This window comes from Aquimarina ulvae (assembly GCF_053613295.3).
Genome location: NZ_JBSIBP030000002.1, coordinates 1 through 16,028 on the forward strand (window position 1 = coordinate 1; position 16,028 = coordinate 16,028).

The window sequence follows — 16,028 nt, forward strand, 5'->3', positions numbered from 1 at the left end:
ATGTAGAGTTCTTCTTATTTAGACTAACAACTATTTTCGCCTAAATACTTAATCCCACAACTTTTGGACTTGATCCCTTGATCCCCCTTGATCCCTTTTTTGGTCATAAAAATATCCATAAACAAAAACAACCCCTTCAAAATGAAGAGGTTATTCGTTGTAGCGGGAACTGGACTCGAACCAGTGACCTTCGGGTTATGAGCCTGCGAAAGCTAGTTTTACACAACTCATAATCAGACGATTAAAAAATGTTACGTACGCAAACACCAGCAAATAGGCACAAATAGATACGTAAAAACTGTACGTAAGTGTTACGTACAGTTTTTAGTTTTTTCCTTTTAATAATTTATTAAATTATTATCATATTCAAAAAATTACTTGTATGCAGCTAAATGTTTAGAATAGATTTTCAGTAAAAACCTAAAACCTATGATTTATATAACATTCAATTCTTATTGTATAACATTATATCAGTTAATTATAAAGACCTTTATAATGGACATTTTAAATAAAATACATAATTATTTCAAACCTAAACAATCTAGAATTACCTAAATGATAATGGAAGCGTAGTTTTTGATATATACTACAAAACATTTTCAGGTAAAAAAGGCAGAAATTAAAAACTCCGCCTTTTTTTTGTTTATAGTTGAGTAAAATTCATTTCATAAAGAACAAGAATGTCAAAAGAATAGCTATTGGATGATTCTTTTAGCATTTTTTTAGAGAATAAATAGAATGAAACATCATTTGTAACACTATAGATTAACTTATTAACACTGTTTTTAAAGACAGGGATAAATAAAATATCGTTTAAAGCCATTCGTTATAGGATTTTTATCATTGTCTTTGAATTTTGCTGATTCTTTATGTCCTCAGAGGTTATTTATTCATAAACTAATTCTCTGGGGATTAAAAGAAATGAAAAAGTACACTTCTAAACATTCCTTATGAAACTGAATAAAAATGTAATTCCAAAATACAAAATAGGTGATACAGTGTTCACTAAAATAAATCCCAGTATTTCGCTGATAATAAAGCGATATATTGATGGAATATACTATTGCGGATTTCAAAATGATCCTGACAGGTGGGAATTGGGTCTGTCTGCAAAAGCATTAGTAGGAAGTTAAATCCTTTCTGAAGTCAATTTCCTTAATCTTACATCACTTACATATGAAAACATCAGCAATAGTTTATTGCGAGAATGAATTTGGCAAATTAGATGGTAAAGTCGCAAATGGTCTTGTCAGGCATTCTGGGAAGTATAAAATCGTTGGGATTATAGATAGCACCAAATCAGGTCTTGATGCTGGAGAGTATCTGGACGGAATTAAAAATGAGATACCAATATTCCAAAATTTTAATAAAGCCATTGAGATATTAGACAGCGTTCCAGAATACTTCATCTACGGGATTGCTCCCCTTGAACCATTACTTAATAATGAAGAGAAAAAAGTTATTTACACAGCCATTAAATCTGGAATGCATATTGTAAACGGACTACCAGAGTTTCTTTCGGATGATGCAGTTTGTATAGAGCTTGCAAATAAATACAATGTATCTATTTTTGATGTGAGAAAACCACCTTCAAAAGAAAACCTTCATAATTTTACAGGGCAAATCAGAGACGTTCAAACTCCTGTCATAACAGTATCTGGCACGGATTGTGCGGTTGGTAAGCGAACTACAGCACTTAAGCTAGTAGAAGCCCTAAAGAAAGAAGGTTTAAACGCGATCTTCATAACTACAGGTCAGACAGGAATACTCCAAGGCTCCAAATACGGTATTGCTATAGATGTACTAAGCTCTGGTTTTGCGACCGGAGAAGTTGAAAATGCTGTTCTGGAAGCACTCAAGGAACAACCCGATATTATTGTGGTAGAAGGACAGGGAGCACTAAGCCATCCGGCATTTACCTCTTCGAGTGCAATCATTAGAGGTGCTATGCCTAAGGCTATTATTCTCCAACATCCACCAAAAAGACGTACTAGGTGTGATTTTCCAAAAATTCCAATGCCAACACTTGAGAGTGAAATAAAAATGTTAGAAGTTTTTTCCGGAGCCAAAGTAATTGCAATCACAATTAATCACGAAGGAATGAATGACAATGAAATTGAAAGTACAACAAAAGCTTATGAAAAAAAATATCAATTACCTGTTACTGATGTCTTAAAAAATGATTGCGATAAGTTGATAAAAAAACTTTGCGAAATATTCCCTGATTTAATCCGTATCAACCCACTACTATGCCAACCCCAAGAATAGATATTAATCTTAGTAAAATTGTTCATAACGCTAAGGGTTTAAGTTCCCTTTTTCGATCAAAAGGCATAGATATCATTGCTGTTACTAAAGGAGTTTGTGCAGATCCTCATATTGCCAATATTTTGGTGAAGAGCGGAATTAAAATTCTTGCTGACTCCAGAATATCAAATATCAGAAAAATGCGCCTTGCTGGTGTGAAAGCCACTTTTTTATTGATTAGAACACCTATGATCAGTCAGACAGAATCAGTAGTATTAGATACTGATATGAGTTTAAACTCAGAGCTATCTGTAATAAAAAAACTTTCAGAATTTGCCATCCTACATAGTAAAATCCATAAAATCATAGTCATGGTAGAATTAGGAGATTTGCGCGAAGGAATACTACCATCTCAACTCGAAAACACCATTGAAAAAATACTTAGCCTTCGAGGAGTTGAACTCACCGGAATAGGCACAAATCTTGCCTGTTTTTCCGGAGTTAAACCCACAGCAGAAAAAATGGATATACTATCCGCTATTGCTAATAGTATTGAGAAGAAGTTCAACATAAAGCTATCTATCATCTCAGGAGGGAACTCAGCTAATTATAATTGGTTCAACACTACAAAAGATATTGGTAGGATTAATAATCTGAGATTAGGAGAATCCATATTCTTAGGCTATGAACCTTTAACAGGAAGGCCGATTCCAAAACTTTATCAAGACGCCTTTATGTTGACAGCCGAGGTTATCGAACTGAAAAACAAATCATCCGTACCAGATGGCGAAATTGGTCTTGACGCTTTTGGTAACAAACCAAAATTTAAAGACCAAGGTATGATAAGGCGAGCTATTTTGGCAATAGGTGTTCAGGATGTAATGGTTGCTGGACTAACCCCAAAATTAGATATTGAAATCCTGGGAGCTGGTGGCGATCACATTATAATCAATGCCAAAAAAGCAGAATTAAATGTTGGAGACGAGGTGTCATTTACATTAAAATATGGAGCATTAGTTACCGCTATGAATTCATCCTATATTTTTAAAAACATCAAGACTCCAATAAGCGCAAGAGATTATTGTGCAGTATTAGAAGAGAAAGACAGGTTGCACAAAAAGAAAGCGGCAATGATGACTATCAAAGATGATCTAAGTCCATTGATGAGTCTTCAAGATTCAGATTTTAATTTAATATTTGAAAAATCCATTCAAAAAAACTATCGTTATTTAGTTAGAAAAGAGATCTACGAAAAAATAGGGCGGATTAGTAAACTTCTGGATAATCAGGGCAAAAAGCTAATTATTAGATCTGTCTGGAGATCATTCGAGCATCAGCAAAAACTATGGGTGCAAAAAGCAAGTTTTATGAAAAAGAAACATCCCAAAAAAACCACAGAAGAAATTAATGAGCTAGTATCAAGGTTTATCGCCCCAAAAAAACAATCTACCCATTCAACTGGAGGCGCGGTTGATGCTTTGATTTATGATTTGCGAAAGAAATGTGTTTTGGATTTCGGAACTAACGATGGCCTAAAAATAGATTTAAATGAAAAATGTTACCCCAAACATCCTGGCATTAGTGAAGAAGCAAGGAAAAACCGTAAGCTACTTATGAAACTTTTCGAGAATGAAGATTTTGTGTGTGATCATAAAGAATATTGGCATTTTGACTATGGCAATATTGGTTGGGCAGTAGAAAAAAATAAGAAATATGCTCACTATGGTATTATAGAAGAGTCTTATGTGCAATCAACTGTTCTTCAATATCCTGACAAAACTCCCTTTTATCTTTAGGATATCCTGATTTGTTAATCTTCATATTCATACATAGCTCATCATCTTAGTTTCAACATATACTTGTTACATCTTTTTATATGAGTTCTAAACTGACTGGCCGAATAATGCCAAAGATATCTGACTCTTTCATAATAAGTGCATCAATTCCTTCAACCATAATTTCTGTGCCAGAATATTTGCCATATAATACCGCATCACCAATTTTTACGGTCATGGGTTCATCTTTCTTTCCCTTTCCGACAGCTAGTACAATTCCTTTTTGAGGTTTCTCCTTAGCAGTATCCGGTATAATGATACCTCCTTTTGATTTTTCTTCTGCGATGTCTGCTTTTACCAATACCCTATCAGCAAGCGGTTGTATTTTAAATTTATGCATGATTATTTTGTTAAGTATAATTCAATAGGTTTGTAATTCAGCAAAAAGTACTTCTAGCTCAGTTCTTGTTTTTTTAAGTTTAGCAGCAAGGCCATCAAGCATCATTTCTTTTTGCTCATCTTTAAAGTCAAAATCTTGGTCAGATAGAAAAGGAAACCTTCGCTTAAGCATCACCTTTTGCTCCCTCCAACTTCTAGTAATATTCGTTTTAGCCATTTTACTATTTATTTATTGCCATTAAGTTTTCTTAATTGAGTAGGCGGATTTATAATTGTTTCTGGGCTTAATATGACACTTTTTTTTGTATCCATATTAAGAGCTGGAATAAGATTAAAATCTATATTATTATTTAGTATTTGATCAGCTTCTATATATTCTTCCAAAAAACCCAGAATCATTGCATCAACACTTTCATCAAATTTTCTACCGAATAAGTTGTCTCCTTGCATTAAAAAGTCAATATCTAATTCTGTCAAAGTTTTTGGTTTCAATTTTACCCCTTCGTCAGACATCCATATAATAGCTCTTTTATCATCATTTACGATTGTTTCTTTGAAGGAAGTATTCACGAGTACTGTTTGAAAAAATGATTTATCAGCGATCAGTGTATTGCGATAGAATTCTTCAAACTTTTTTACTTCGGGGCTATGGCAAATAAATTCACAACATGTTCTGGTCAAAATCATCCATTGTCCTCCTACATATGGGATTATATCTTTCATAAAAGATCTTTTGTAAGGTATACCTGAAAAACCAAGATCTGTTTCTTGAAAATAGTTTTCAAGTCGATTCATCGTATCAGGGCGATCTATAACTTGACTGGTAATTTTCATGAAGTTTTTACCTATATTCTTACTCAAAAAATCAAGTATAAAACCTTGAGATTTTAAAGGAAAATCCTGACCGCTTAGATTAATAAAAAAATCCCATTTGAGGCAACGTTTTAAGAGATACTTCATTCCATTAATTTCAGACTGTACTCGACTGTATCCTCCACACACTACATTCTCACTTTTTAAAATATAAGCATTAGAATAATCTTCTAAAAAAGTTTTAATACCCTTTTTAGTAGTAGCATCAGATTTTTGATCAATATGGATTAAGTAGTGATTCCCTGGGTGATAAATTGCCTTAAATAATCGTCTGAATTGTTTAGGGAAACGATGCGCCAATATGAAGTAAGTAATCTTCGGTTTCTTTTTTGGGATATTGAAATGAAAGCTTTGCTTTTTTGTTATGCGTAATTCTTTTGTCATTTTATGTGCATGTCATTTTATTCTTAACTTTTATCTTTTTAAACAATCATTGCACAAGCTCTCTTTCAAAAAATACCACTTCCTTTTTCTTAGGATCTTCAGCAAACGTACAATAGTATATTCGACGATAGTATAACCGCACAATCAATTTAACTTCAGGGTTTACTTTGGCGTAAACGGTATCGCCTGGCTTGAATTTACCTTCTTGTCCAACCATATATACTTACTATTTATTTTATATACTCACATCCTCATACCCACTCTTAATGATGGTTGACACCATTTTAAGACGCTTACTAGCTTTTACTATATTCCTTGCATGAGCAGGGATAATAATTGCGTGACCTGTCTCAATGATAATTGATTCTTCATTAATAATAATCTCAGCTTCTCCATCTATGATCTGAATAAGATTGTCAAAAGGAGATGTTTTTGAAGGCAATGCTTCTCCCATATCGAATGATAATACAGTAACAGTTCCTGTTTTTTTCTTCAGAATTGCTTTCATAACTACAGATCCAGGTACGTACTCAACTATATCAACTAACTTATGTGTAAAGGATTTTTCTAATTCTTGATTTTTCATAGAGAATATAATAGAAGTTTGATGCTAAACTATAACAACATAATGGTGATTTGTTACGTAACGTTTATTCACCACTCCTTTTTTCCTTTCTTTTTGCAGCTTTTGCAGCCCTTTTTTCTTTCAAACTTTTCACTGGAGCTTTTTTACCTGACTTGGCTTTACCTTCTTTTTCTTTTGACATGATTTTCTTTTTAAAATTGTTAAAAACATACTGTATATAAGAACAGTTTTACTATGTATACAAAAAACGATCATTTAAAAATCTAATGTGTTACACTAGTCCGAACCTAGGTTACATATATCACACATTATTTAGCCATGTCGATGGTTTAATAAGTAATTTCATTTATTTTCTTATTCAAAAGGACGTATAACATAACCATCAAACAAACAACTATATAGCTTAAAAAAGTATCCTTTTAGGATATCGGTGCTAATGGAATTTAGTTGGTTCAAATAGCGTTAAATTAAGAAAACAATTTCCCATAAATCCAAAATGTTATTTATTTAGAATTTGGTTAATGTGACATTAATCTGATTATAAATCTTCTAGGTTTTGTTTACGTTTTTCTTTCAATTTTTTATAAAATGTGGGGGTTAAACCTGTGATTTTTTTGAATTGATTAGATAAATGTGCAACACTGCTGTAGTGGAGTTTATAAGCAATCTCTGTAAGATTTAATTCGTCATAAATAAGCAATTCTTTGACTCTTTCAATTTTATGAATAATAATAAATTGCTGAATAGTAATCCCCTTCACTTCTGAAAATATATTAGCCAGATATGTATAATTATAATCTGCCTTATTACTGATATAATCTGAATAATTCACTAAAGGCAATTCATCTGTGTAGTGGATCATTTCTATAATGATATTTTTGATTTTTTCAATTAAAATACTCTTCTTATCATCTAACAATTCTAATCCTGAATTTAACAGGTTTTCTTTCAGCTGTTTTCGCTGTTTTGTTGTTATATCTTCTAATATCCGAATGATACCCAAATCAACCACCACGTATTGTAACCCCAATTTTTTAAGTTCTTCTTTAACCATCATTTTGCATCGCAAACTGACCATGTATTTGATGTATAGTTTGGCACTCATGTTTTACAAGGTGTTTTTATATTTAAAATATGATCGCGTAAAAGAATAAATTCTATTAGAATCATTAAAATATTGAAAGCTTTTCCTTTAGAATAAAAAAGGGGTCAGACCTTTTACTATTGCAAATTAAAGTTTCATATCAATCTCCAAGATGTTGCCCAGGAACAAGCTTCTGTAAGCGTAATATAGTCCACACTTCTCTACTCCCTTTTCCTTCAATAACTATATCTTTAGTAAACGAGATTATGAATTTTTGTCCAATAAGTTTATCAATATGTAATGGATGCTTTTCAAGTATAACATTCAGAATTTCTTTGAAAACCAGTATTCTCTCAGATCCTGATTCAGTTTTACCACAAAATGAATAACCGTCCTCGATACGGCCTTGGTATATTCCTTCTAATTTTTCGATCCCTTCTATTTTTTGATAAGGAAAAACAACAAATGAGGTCAATGTTAAGATTAATAGTGTGATCTGCATCATTGTTTTCATCTTTTGTTAGGAATTTATTTTAGATCTTTCTGACCAGAAAAGCAATATACGCTCTTTTATTCTTTTAGCCTGATCCATTAGATCTTCTTTTCATGGATATACTAATATTGGATAAGAAAAGGATGCTAATATGATCTTACGAAAACTACTTGTTAACTTGATATTTAGACTGCTATCAATTTTAGTAACGTAAATTCCAGAACAACGAAACACGGTACTTTAAGCAATATAATTTTTTAAGTATATTGGTAAAAATCGAGGTCTTATTCTACTACCTAAATAATGCCTAAGTTTACATTAATAAGACAAATAATAGCCTTATCTCGGGTATTCTACCCGAAGGACACAGTTTTAAATAATAAAAACATAGATAAAGCTAAAAGCCTAAACAACACACAACCCACTACACCACAAATATTTACGATTTAAAAAATAACTACAGAAAGTGAATACATTTATAGAGAAAAATCTCTCTCAGTATATTTTTTAATAAAAACTGTACGTAGATACTGTACGTAAGTCTGAAAAATTGAAGATTTTTGAGAAGAAAAACTTCCGCAAACAAAATAACCACCTCAAAATGAGATGGTTACTAGTAGCGGGAACTGGACTCGAACCAGTGACCTTCGGGTTATGAGCCCGACGAGCTGCCTACTGCTCTATCCCGCGATATATGACTTGCACCTTACTTGTTTTTTAAAACTTTGAGTTATGAACTCAACAAGATACGTATCATTCCTTACGGACGGCAAATATACAACCTTTTTTAGCTTTACAAAGCATAATACATAAAATTTAATAATCTTTTTATATACTTTTTTTCTTATCCCCTGATTATAAAATATATACTCTTCAATAAAAAAAATAGTATTCACTAAAATCAATATTTTTTTATCAAATTATCTAAAAAATCAACTTATACTGAGATATACTCAAAACTACACACCGCTTTTCGGTTTTATTAGCTGGTATCTTCCGGAACTCGTAAATTTACCTCCTTTTTAACATTTTAACAGCACGATGTACACTACATCGATGATAGGATAATAAAGATCATAAAAATGAGTAAGACATTATTTGATAAAGTGTGGGATTCACATGTAGTAAGAAATATAAAAAATGGACCTGATGTATTTTTTATTGATCGCCATTTCATTCATGAAGTAACCAGTCCCGTTGCTTTCTTAGGGTTAAAAAACAGAGGAAATACCGTTTTATATCCAGAACGCACTTTCGCAACAGCAGATCACAATACGCCAACCATCAATCAACATCTACCTGTAGAAGATCCATTGTCCGCTAATCAACTAAAAGCACTAGAAGAAAATGCTGCCGAGTGGGGTATTTCTCATTGGGGACTTGGGCATCAAAAAAACGGTATTGTACACGTTGTTGGCCCAGAAAACGGTATCACATTACCAGGAGCAACCATTGTTTGCGGAGATTCTCATACTTCTACACACGGAGCTTTTGGTGCAATAGCTTTTGGCATCGGTACTTCAGAGGTAGAAATGGTATTGTCTACACAATGTATTATGCAACCAAAACCAAAAAAAATGCGAATCAATGTTGATGGTAAACTAGGTTTTGGAGTGACACCAAAAGACGTTGCATTATATATCATTTCTAAGTTAACCACCTCTGGAGCCACAGGATATTTTGTAGAGTATGCCGGTGATGTATTTAGAAGTATGACGATGGAAGGTCGTATGACTGTTTGTAACCTAAGTATAGAAATGGGTGCTCGCGGAGGAATGATTGCTCCAGACGAAAAAACTTTTGAATACATCAAAGGAAGACCTTTAACTCCTAAAGGAAAAGCCTGGGATACTGCTATGGATTATTGGCAAACCTTATATACAGACGAAGATGCTGTCTTTGATAAAGAAATGACCTTTTCTGGTACCGATATTGAACCCATGATTACCTATGGTACTAATCCGGGTATGGGCATTGGTATTACAAATCATATTCCGGATGCAGAAACAATGCAAGGTGGTGTCGCCACTTATAAAAAATCCCTAGGGTATATGGACTTCAAGGAAGGAGATGCCATGATTGGCAAACCAGTAGACTATGTGTTTTTAGGAAGCTGTACCAATGGTAGAATCGAAGATTTTAGAGCCTTTGCTTCTATTATAAAAGGAAAAAAGAAAGCAGAAAGCGTCACTGCTTGGCTAGTTCCCGGATCTCACGAAGTAGAAGCATTGATTAAAGAAGAAGGACTGTTAGATGTCATTACTGAAGCTGGATTTACACTCAGAGAACCAGGATGTTCTGCCTGTCTGGCAATGAATGCAGATAAAATTCCGTCAGGAAAATTGGCAGTAAGCACGTCCAACCGAAATTTTGAAGGGAGACAAGGACCCGGATCGAGAACATTATTAGCTAGTCCGCTGGTAGCAGCAGCAACAGCTGTTACTGGAGTAGTGACAGATCCTAGGACACTCTTAAAAGAAGAAGTATTAGTATAAAAATAATTTAAAATTGGAATACTGCATTCAGCCTGTAAATACAAATAAATTTTTAACGCTGATTTCATTATTCTCAATTCATAATTCATAAATAAAATAATGGCATACGACAAATTCAACGTACTAACCACAACCGCAGTACCATTACCAATAGAAAATGTAGATACCGATCAGATTATTCCGGCACGTTTTCTTAAAGCTACAGAGCGTAAAGGTTTTGGTGACAACCTTTTTAGAGACTGGAGATACAATAGCGATGACACTCCTAGAGAAGACTTTGTACTCAATAATGATACTTACCACGGTAAAATACTGGTAGGAGGTAAAAACTTTGGATCAGGATCTTCTCGCGAACACGCAGCCTGGGCAGTATATGACTACGGATTCCGATGTGTAGTATCTAGTTTTTTTGCTGATATTTTTAGAGGTAACTGTCTAAATATTGGTGTTTTACCCGTTCAGGTAAGCCCAGATTTTTTGGAAAAAATATTCGAAGCTATTGAGGCTAACCCCAAGACGGAAATCGAAGTTCATTTACCTCAACAATCCATTACAATCAAAGCTTCTGGTGAGTCAGAATCTTTCGATATTAATAGTTATAAAAAGGATAACATGCTAAACGGATATGACGATATTGATTATCTAACCAAAATGAAATCAGAAATTCAGGAATTTGCAACAACACGTCCTTTTTAATTATATAATTTGGGTGTTTCCATCATTGCTAGATTGGACAGGCGAGCGGGTTACCTGCCTGAAAAGACAAGTTTGCTATAGTATCTTTTTGACTTCTTTCGACAACATTTCGACAAGCTCAATGTGACTGCTCAGGATGATAAAAGAGATGTCACTTGTCCTGCGCAGAGGCAAAGTGCTATTCCTGAAGCAAAGAAAGAACCTGTACTTTAAGCAAAGTCAAAGAGCTAACACAAAAACAAGTTTCATGAATGTACGATCAATAGAAATCATGGATACCACGCTTAGGGATGGTGAACAAACCTCAGGGATATCCTTTTCTGCTTCAGAAAAACTTACAATTGCACAACTACTTATTGAAGAATTAGGTGTAGATCGCATCGAAGTGGCGTCTGCAAGGGTTTCTAAAGGCGAATTTGAAGCCGTTAAAAACATCATTAACTGGGCTGATGAAAACGGATATATTGATCAGGTAGAAATACTAACTTTTGTAGACAGTGGTAAGTCCATACAATGGATGAAAGATACCGGAGCCAAAGTCCAGAATCTGCTCACCAAAGGTTCTTTAAACCACCTCACCTATCAGTTAAAAAAAACTCCCGAACAGCACTTTGGTGATATTGCATCGACTTTTAAACAAGCTACTCAAGAGGGAATCGTTACAAATGTTTATTTAGAAGATTGGAGTAATGGTATGCGCAACTCGCCAGAGTATGTATATCAATTCCTAGATTTCCTTTCTACACAAACGGTAAAAAGAGTGCTGTTACCAGATACCTTGGGAGTACTGATCCCTTCAGAAACATATGCGTATTTATCTGGGTTGCGACTCAAATATCCTGATTTACATTTTGACTTTCATGCGCACAATGATTATGATCTTGGAGTTGCTAATGCAATCGAAGGAGTAAAAGCTGGCGTCAATGGTTTGCACTTAACCATGAACGGTATGGGAGAACGTGCCGGTAATGCTCCGCTAGCTAGTGTAGTTGCGGTTATCAATGATTACTTACCAGAAGTGAGGATCAATGTAAAAGAATATGCATTATATAAAGTGAGTAAACTGGTCGAAACCTTTTCCGGATTTAAAATTCCTGCCAATAAACCGGTGGTAGGTGATAATGTTTTTACTCAGACAGCTGGAATACATGCAGATGGTGACAACAAACATAATCTATATTTTAATGACCTTATGCCCGAACGTTTTGGACGAAAACGTAAGTATGCGTTAGGAAAAACTTCCGGTAAAGCTAATATTGAAAAAAATCTTCAGGAATTAGGTCTGAAACTCAGCTCGGAAGATATCAAAAAAGTTACCCAAAAAATCATTAAACTGGGAGACAAAAAAGAAGTCGTAACTCAAGAAGATCTACCATACATAATTTCAGATGTACTAGATAGCAAATTGTATAAGGACAAAGTAAAGATCAAATCCTATGTCCTAAACCATGCAAAAGGGTTAAAACCATCCGCAACACTTGCCATCAAGATGGATGATGAGGTGATCGAGGAACATGCACAAGGTGACGGACAATACGATGCATTTATGAATGCTTTAGGAAAAGTTTACAAGAAAAAAAACAAGACATTGCCAATTTTAGTAGATTATGCAGTTCGGATTCCTCCGGGAAGCAACTCTGATGCCTTATGTGAAACTGTAATCACTTGGAAAACAGAAATAAAAGAATTTGTAACCAGAGGATTAGATTCTGATCAAACAGTTTCTGCCATCAAAGCAACAGAAAAAATGTTGAATATTATTGAAATGTAAAAAAATATAGCTAGCACATTGAGTGAAATTGAATTGTAATAGTGAATCAGAATATATCAACCAAATTATCAGCCTTTGGAAATTGCCTTTCGGCTTCGCTCAAGACTCAAAGTATAAAACAGAATAATTTAGAATAGAAAATGGAATTAAATATAGCACTACTTGCCGGAGACGGAATTGGACCAGAAGTTATCGATCAAGCAGTAAAAGTTTGTGATGCTATCGCAAAAAAGTATGATCATCAAATTAATTGGACAGCTGCCTTAACAGGTGCAGCTGCTATTGATGCTGTTGGTGAACCCTATCCCGATGAAACTCATGAAATTTGTGTCAAAGCAGATGCCGTATTATTTGGTGCCATCGGTCATCCAAAATTTGACAACGATCCATCTGCAAAAGTACGCCCAGAACAAGGGTTATTAAAAATGCGTCAGAAATTAGGGTTGTTTGCTAATGTGAGACCAACGTTTACTTTTGCTTCGTTAATCGACAAATCACCATTAAAACAAGAACGAATCGAAGGAACAGATCTAGTCTTTCTTCGCGAACTAACTAGTGGTATTTATTTTGGAAAAAGAGGTAGAGAAGACAACGGAAATACTGCCTATGATACATGCACCTATACGCGTGCAGAAGTTACGCGTTTAGCCAAAAAAGGGTTCGAGATGGCGATGACACGTAGAAAAAAATTATGCTGTGTGGATAAAGCCAATGTATTGGAATCTTCTCGTTTATGGAGAGAAACAGTACAGGCAATGGAGAAAGACTATCCCGAAGTCGAGGTAAGTTATGAGTTTGTAGATGCAGTAGCGATGCGATTAGTACAATGGCCCAACTCTTATGATGTTTTGATTACTGAGAATCTTTTTGGAGATATTCTTACAGATGAAGCGTCTGTCATTTCAGGATCGATGGGATTAATGCCTTCTGCATCTTTGGGAGAAAAGACAGCTTTGTTTGAACCTATTCATGGTTCCTATCCTCAGGCAGCAGGAAAAGACATTGCTAATCCTTTAGCAACTGTATTATCTGCAGCTATGATGTTCGAAACTGCTTTTGGACTCCACGAAGAAGCTGAAGCCATCCGAAAGGTAGTGGATAAATCATTGGATGAAGCAGTGGTAACAGAAGACCTTGCAGATGGTGGTAAGGCTTATAAAACCAGCGAAGTTGGTGATTGGTTAGTAGCAAACGTTAATTAAACACAGAATTTAATTCATATTGTAAAGCAAGGAGTCAAAAAACATTCTTTAGACTCCTCGCTTTTTTATGTCCCCATATCTTACTTCAATTGGTACGTATTTTATTTGAGATAAGTTTTTATTGATAACAGCTAATAACTTCTTTGCAAATTATTTATACTGCTCAAAATACTAAAAATCACTATTCCCTTTGAACGTAGAAGATACTCCATCCTTAGAATCCCTGTTTAATACATTAAATCCTGGGGGAAGAACAATCAAAAAACTTCCTAACAATGGGCAATTATTACTTGAGCATGATATACCTTATTTATTGATTTATCAAAAAAACACGAATGATTCCGAAATTGAAAAGCTGGTTAAAACGGGAGCATCTTTTCTAATTATAGACGGAGAAAACGACGCACAAATTCACGAATTTCTAGAAAAGTTAATTCAGCAAATGTCACAACGCTTCGGTGCTTTTCTGATTTTTGAAATTTTTGGTGGTGAAAAAAACGAAGAAGAGTTTATCATCTACAGCTCTAGTAAAAAACTCCCAAACACTCTAAAAACCCTCGTTTCCGGTTTTAAAAAAATAGAAAGCAAGCATCTAAGAAAACCCTTTACTACACGTCTGGAAAAACAACCCGTGTTAGCATCTCGAGAGAAAACCGTTTTCCCTCCTAATGATTTTAGGCAAATGGGAGGCACCTGGATTTCCATAGAAATTCCACCCATCTACAAAAATCTTGATGGCAACTTATATCCCGTATATTTCAAGAAATTCAGAGATCAGTTTGCTGATTTGATTCAGAAATCAGTCTTTGACTTCGTTCGCATTCAAACTACTTCAAAGATTGCCAGTTATCACGGATTAGGAAATCGCAGTATTCAGGAAAAAGTATTGGAAATTGATAAAAAAATAAGAAGTATCCAAGATAAATATTCATTCTTGCTACTGGTTTCGCCAATTAACAATCAATCTCTGAAAGAAGCATTCTTCAAAAACGGATATAAAGATATAGGGCAATACCACTATCGTTTATTACCTCATGATCCGGATATTTTAAAAAGAAGATTATACAATCTAGCTATTGATGAGATTGACGATCCTGTTTTGGCATTTATTTACGATGAAAAAAGAGAGGAAATTGATCAAGAGTTGACCATGCTAAAAGAAAGAGGGTCTAAAAACTTTTTTTATAGCAGCATACGGTTATATAAAACAGTTTCTACTGAACTTTTGAAGGAAGCAGAGCTGATTTTGCAGAATGTTAAAGAGAACGAGGAATCTATCATTAATGATTTGATTAGTGCAAAAGAGTTTCGAAAAATGGCCAGAGGAGAATTTGACTATTTTCGGCAATCCGCACCCAATTATAAAGGAAAAGTGCATATACAGGAAGACCTGAATATTATGATGGTTTGCAACGGAGAGCTCTTCCTTCCTTCTGCTTATAAATTATCTCCAAAAGAAGCGACAGCATTATTACAACATGAGATAGGTACACATATGTTGACTCATTACAATGGGTCTCAACAACCATTAAAGCAGATGGCTTATGGCTTGGCCGGTTATGACGAACTCCAAGAGGGGATTGCCGTTTTAGCAGAATATCTTACAGGTTCGTTATGCACTAATCGCCTGAGAACATTAGCAGGAAGGATCGTCGCAGGAGAAGCGTTGCTAAATGGAGCTAATTTTACAGAAATGTTTCATCTGCTCTATAACAAATATGACTTTTCAGACGAGCGTGCTTTTGATATTACCGTAAGAATGTTTCAGGGCGGAGGTTTTCTAAAAGATGTTGTGTACTTAAAAGGACTGCACCAACTGCAAAAATTCTTAAAAAATGGAGGGCAAATCGACCATCTATTATCTGGAAAATTTGCGCTCAAACATTTGGATGTGATCAAAAATCTCACCGAACGCGGATTATTAAGTCCACCCAAAATTTATCCACGGTATTTGCAAAATGACCGTTATAAACAAAGAATACAAAAATTTAAAAAAGGAATTCCCTTATATAAAATGATATAA

At 34.4% G+C, this 16,028-nt stretch carries 14 protein-coding genes and 1 tRNA gene; 8 read left to right on the plus strand and 7 right to left on the minus strand.

The features are described 5' to 3' along the window. Window positions 1–950: 950 nt before the first annotated feature. The 3 genes from ACWGOQ_RS03650 to ACWGOQ_RS03660 are packed head-to-tail and all read left to right on the plus strand — an operon-like array spanning window position 951 to window position 4,043. Entirely contained in the window at window positions 951–1,133 is a 183-nt protein-coding gene (locus tag ACWGOQ_RS03650; protein WP_452056473.1) for a hypothetical protein, read from the plus strand. Between the two features lie 43 nt (window positions 1,134–1,176). Next, on the plus strand, window positions 1,177–2,268 hold the full coding sequence (locus ACWGOQ_RS03655) for an N-acetyltransferase DgcN family protein (protein ID WP_452056472.1): 1,092 nt from the start codon (window positions 1,177–1,179) through the stop codon (window positions 2,266–2,268). Beyond that, window positions 2,250–4,043 carry an alanine racemase gene (locus ACWGOQ_RS03660; protein WP_452056471.1) on the plus strand — a complete coding sequence of 598 codons (1,794 nt, stop codon included), beginning with the start codon at window positions 2,250–2,252 and terminating at the stop codon, window positions 4,041–4,043. The genes ACWGOQ_RS03655 and ACWGOQ_RS03660 overlap by 19 nt, the downstream gene beginning before the upstream one ends. A 76-nt stretch (window positions 4,044–4,119) precedes the next feature. Here the strand turns inward: ACWGOQ_RS03660 and ACWGOQ_RS03665 are convergent, their stop codons facing one another. From ACWGOQ_RS03665 to ACWGOQ_RS03695, 7 genes are all read right to left on the minus strand, one after another. Beyond that, window positions 4,120–4,422: a co-chaperone GroES gene (locus ACWGOQ_RS03665; RefSeq protein ID WP_452056470.1), complete on the minus strand. Its 303-nt coding sequence runs from the start codon at window positions 4,420–4,422 to the stop codon at window positions 4,120–4,122. Between the two features lie 21 nt (window positions 4,423–4,443). After that, complete coding sequence (locus tag ACWGOQ_RS03670; RefSeq protein ID WP_452056469.1) at window positions 4,444–4,638, minus strand: hypothetical protein; 195 nt, start codon at window positions 4,636–4,638, stop codon at window positions 4,444–4,446. An 8-nt stretch (window positions 4,639–4,646) separates the two neighbouring features. Next, complete coding sequence (locus ACWGOQ_RS03675; RefSeq protein ID WP_452056468.1) at window positions 4,647–5,678, minus strand: beta-1,6-N-acetylglucosaminyltransferase; 1,032 nt, start codon at window positions 5,676–5,678, stop codon at window positions 4,647–4,649. Window positions 5,679–5,913: 235 nt separating this feature from the next. Next, window positions 5,914–6,264 (minus strand): cupin domain-containing protein, encoded by a 351-nt coding sequence (locus tag ACWGOQ_RS03680; RefSeq protein WP_452056467.1) that lies wholly within the window; start codon window positions 6,262–6,264, stop codon window positions 5,914–5,916. A 538-nt stretch (window positions 6,265–6,802) separates the two neighbouring features. Then, window positions 6,803–7,342 (minus strand): helix-turn-helix domain-containing protein, encoded by a 540-nt coding sequence (locus ACWGOQ_RS03685; RefSeq protein WP_452056490.1) that lies wholly within the window; start codon window positions 7,340–7,342, stop codon window positions 6,803–6,805. 166 nt (window positions 7,343–7,508) lie between these two features. Continuing rightward, window positions 7,509–7,853: a hypothetical protein gene (locus tag ACWGOQ_RS03690; RefSeq protein WP_452056466.1), complete on the minus strand. Its 345-nt coding sequence runs from the start codon at window positions 7,851–7,853 to the stop codon at window positions 7,509–7,511. 605 nt (window positions 7,854–8,458) lie between these two features. Beyond that, window positions 8,459–8,531, minus strand: a tRNA-Met gene (locus ACWGOQ_RS03695). A 392-nt stretch (window positions 8,532–8,923) separates the two neighbouring features. Between ACWGOQ_RS03695 and leuC the strand changes: the two genes are divergently transcribed. The 5 genes from leuC to ACWGOQ_RS03720 all read left to right on the plus strand — a co-directional run bounded on the left by leuC (window position 8,924) and on the right by ACWGOQ_RS03720 (window position 16,028). Continuing rightward, window positions 8,924–10,336, plus strand: coding sequence for a 3-isopropylmalate dehydratase large subunit (gene leuC / locus ACWGOQ_RS03700; protein WP_452056465.1), 1,413 nt, complete (start codon window positions 8,924–8,926; stop codon window positions 10,334–10,336). 99 nt (window positions 10,337–10,435) lie between these two features. Continuing rightward, the gene (gene leuD / locus ACWGOQ_RS03705) at window positions 10,436–11,032 is read left to right on the plus strand and encodes a 3-isopropylmalate dehydratase small subunit (RefSeq protein ID WP_452056464.1); all 597 of its coding nucleotides are present in this window, start codon (window positions 10,436–10,438) and stop codon (window positions 11,030–11,032) included. 247 nt (window positions 11,033–11,279) lie between these two features. Beyond that, window positions 11,280–12,803: a hydroxymethylglutaryl-CoA lyase-like TIM-barrel protein gene (locus tag ACWGOQ_RS03710; protein WP_452056463.1), complete on the plus strand. Its 1,524-nt coding sequence runs from the start codon at window positions 11,280–11,282 to the stop codon at window positions 12,801–12,803. 140 nt (window positions 12,804–12,943) lie between these two features. Next, a complete protein-coding gene (gene leuB, locus ACWGOQ_RS03715) occupies window positions 12,944–14,005 on the plus strand; it encodes a 3-isopropylmalate dehydrogenase (protein ID WP_452056462.1) in 1,062 nt (353 codons plus the stop codon). Between the two features lie 190 nt (window positions 14,006–14,195). After that, window positions 14,196–16,028, plus strand: a complete 1,833-nt coding sequence (locus ACWGOQ_RS03720) for a peptidase MATCAP family protein (RefSeq protein ID WP_452056461.1) — start codon at window positions 14,196–14,198, stop codon at window positions 16,026–16,028.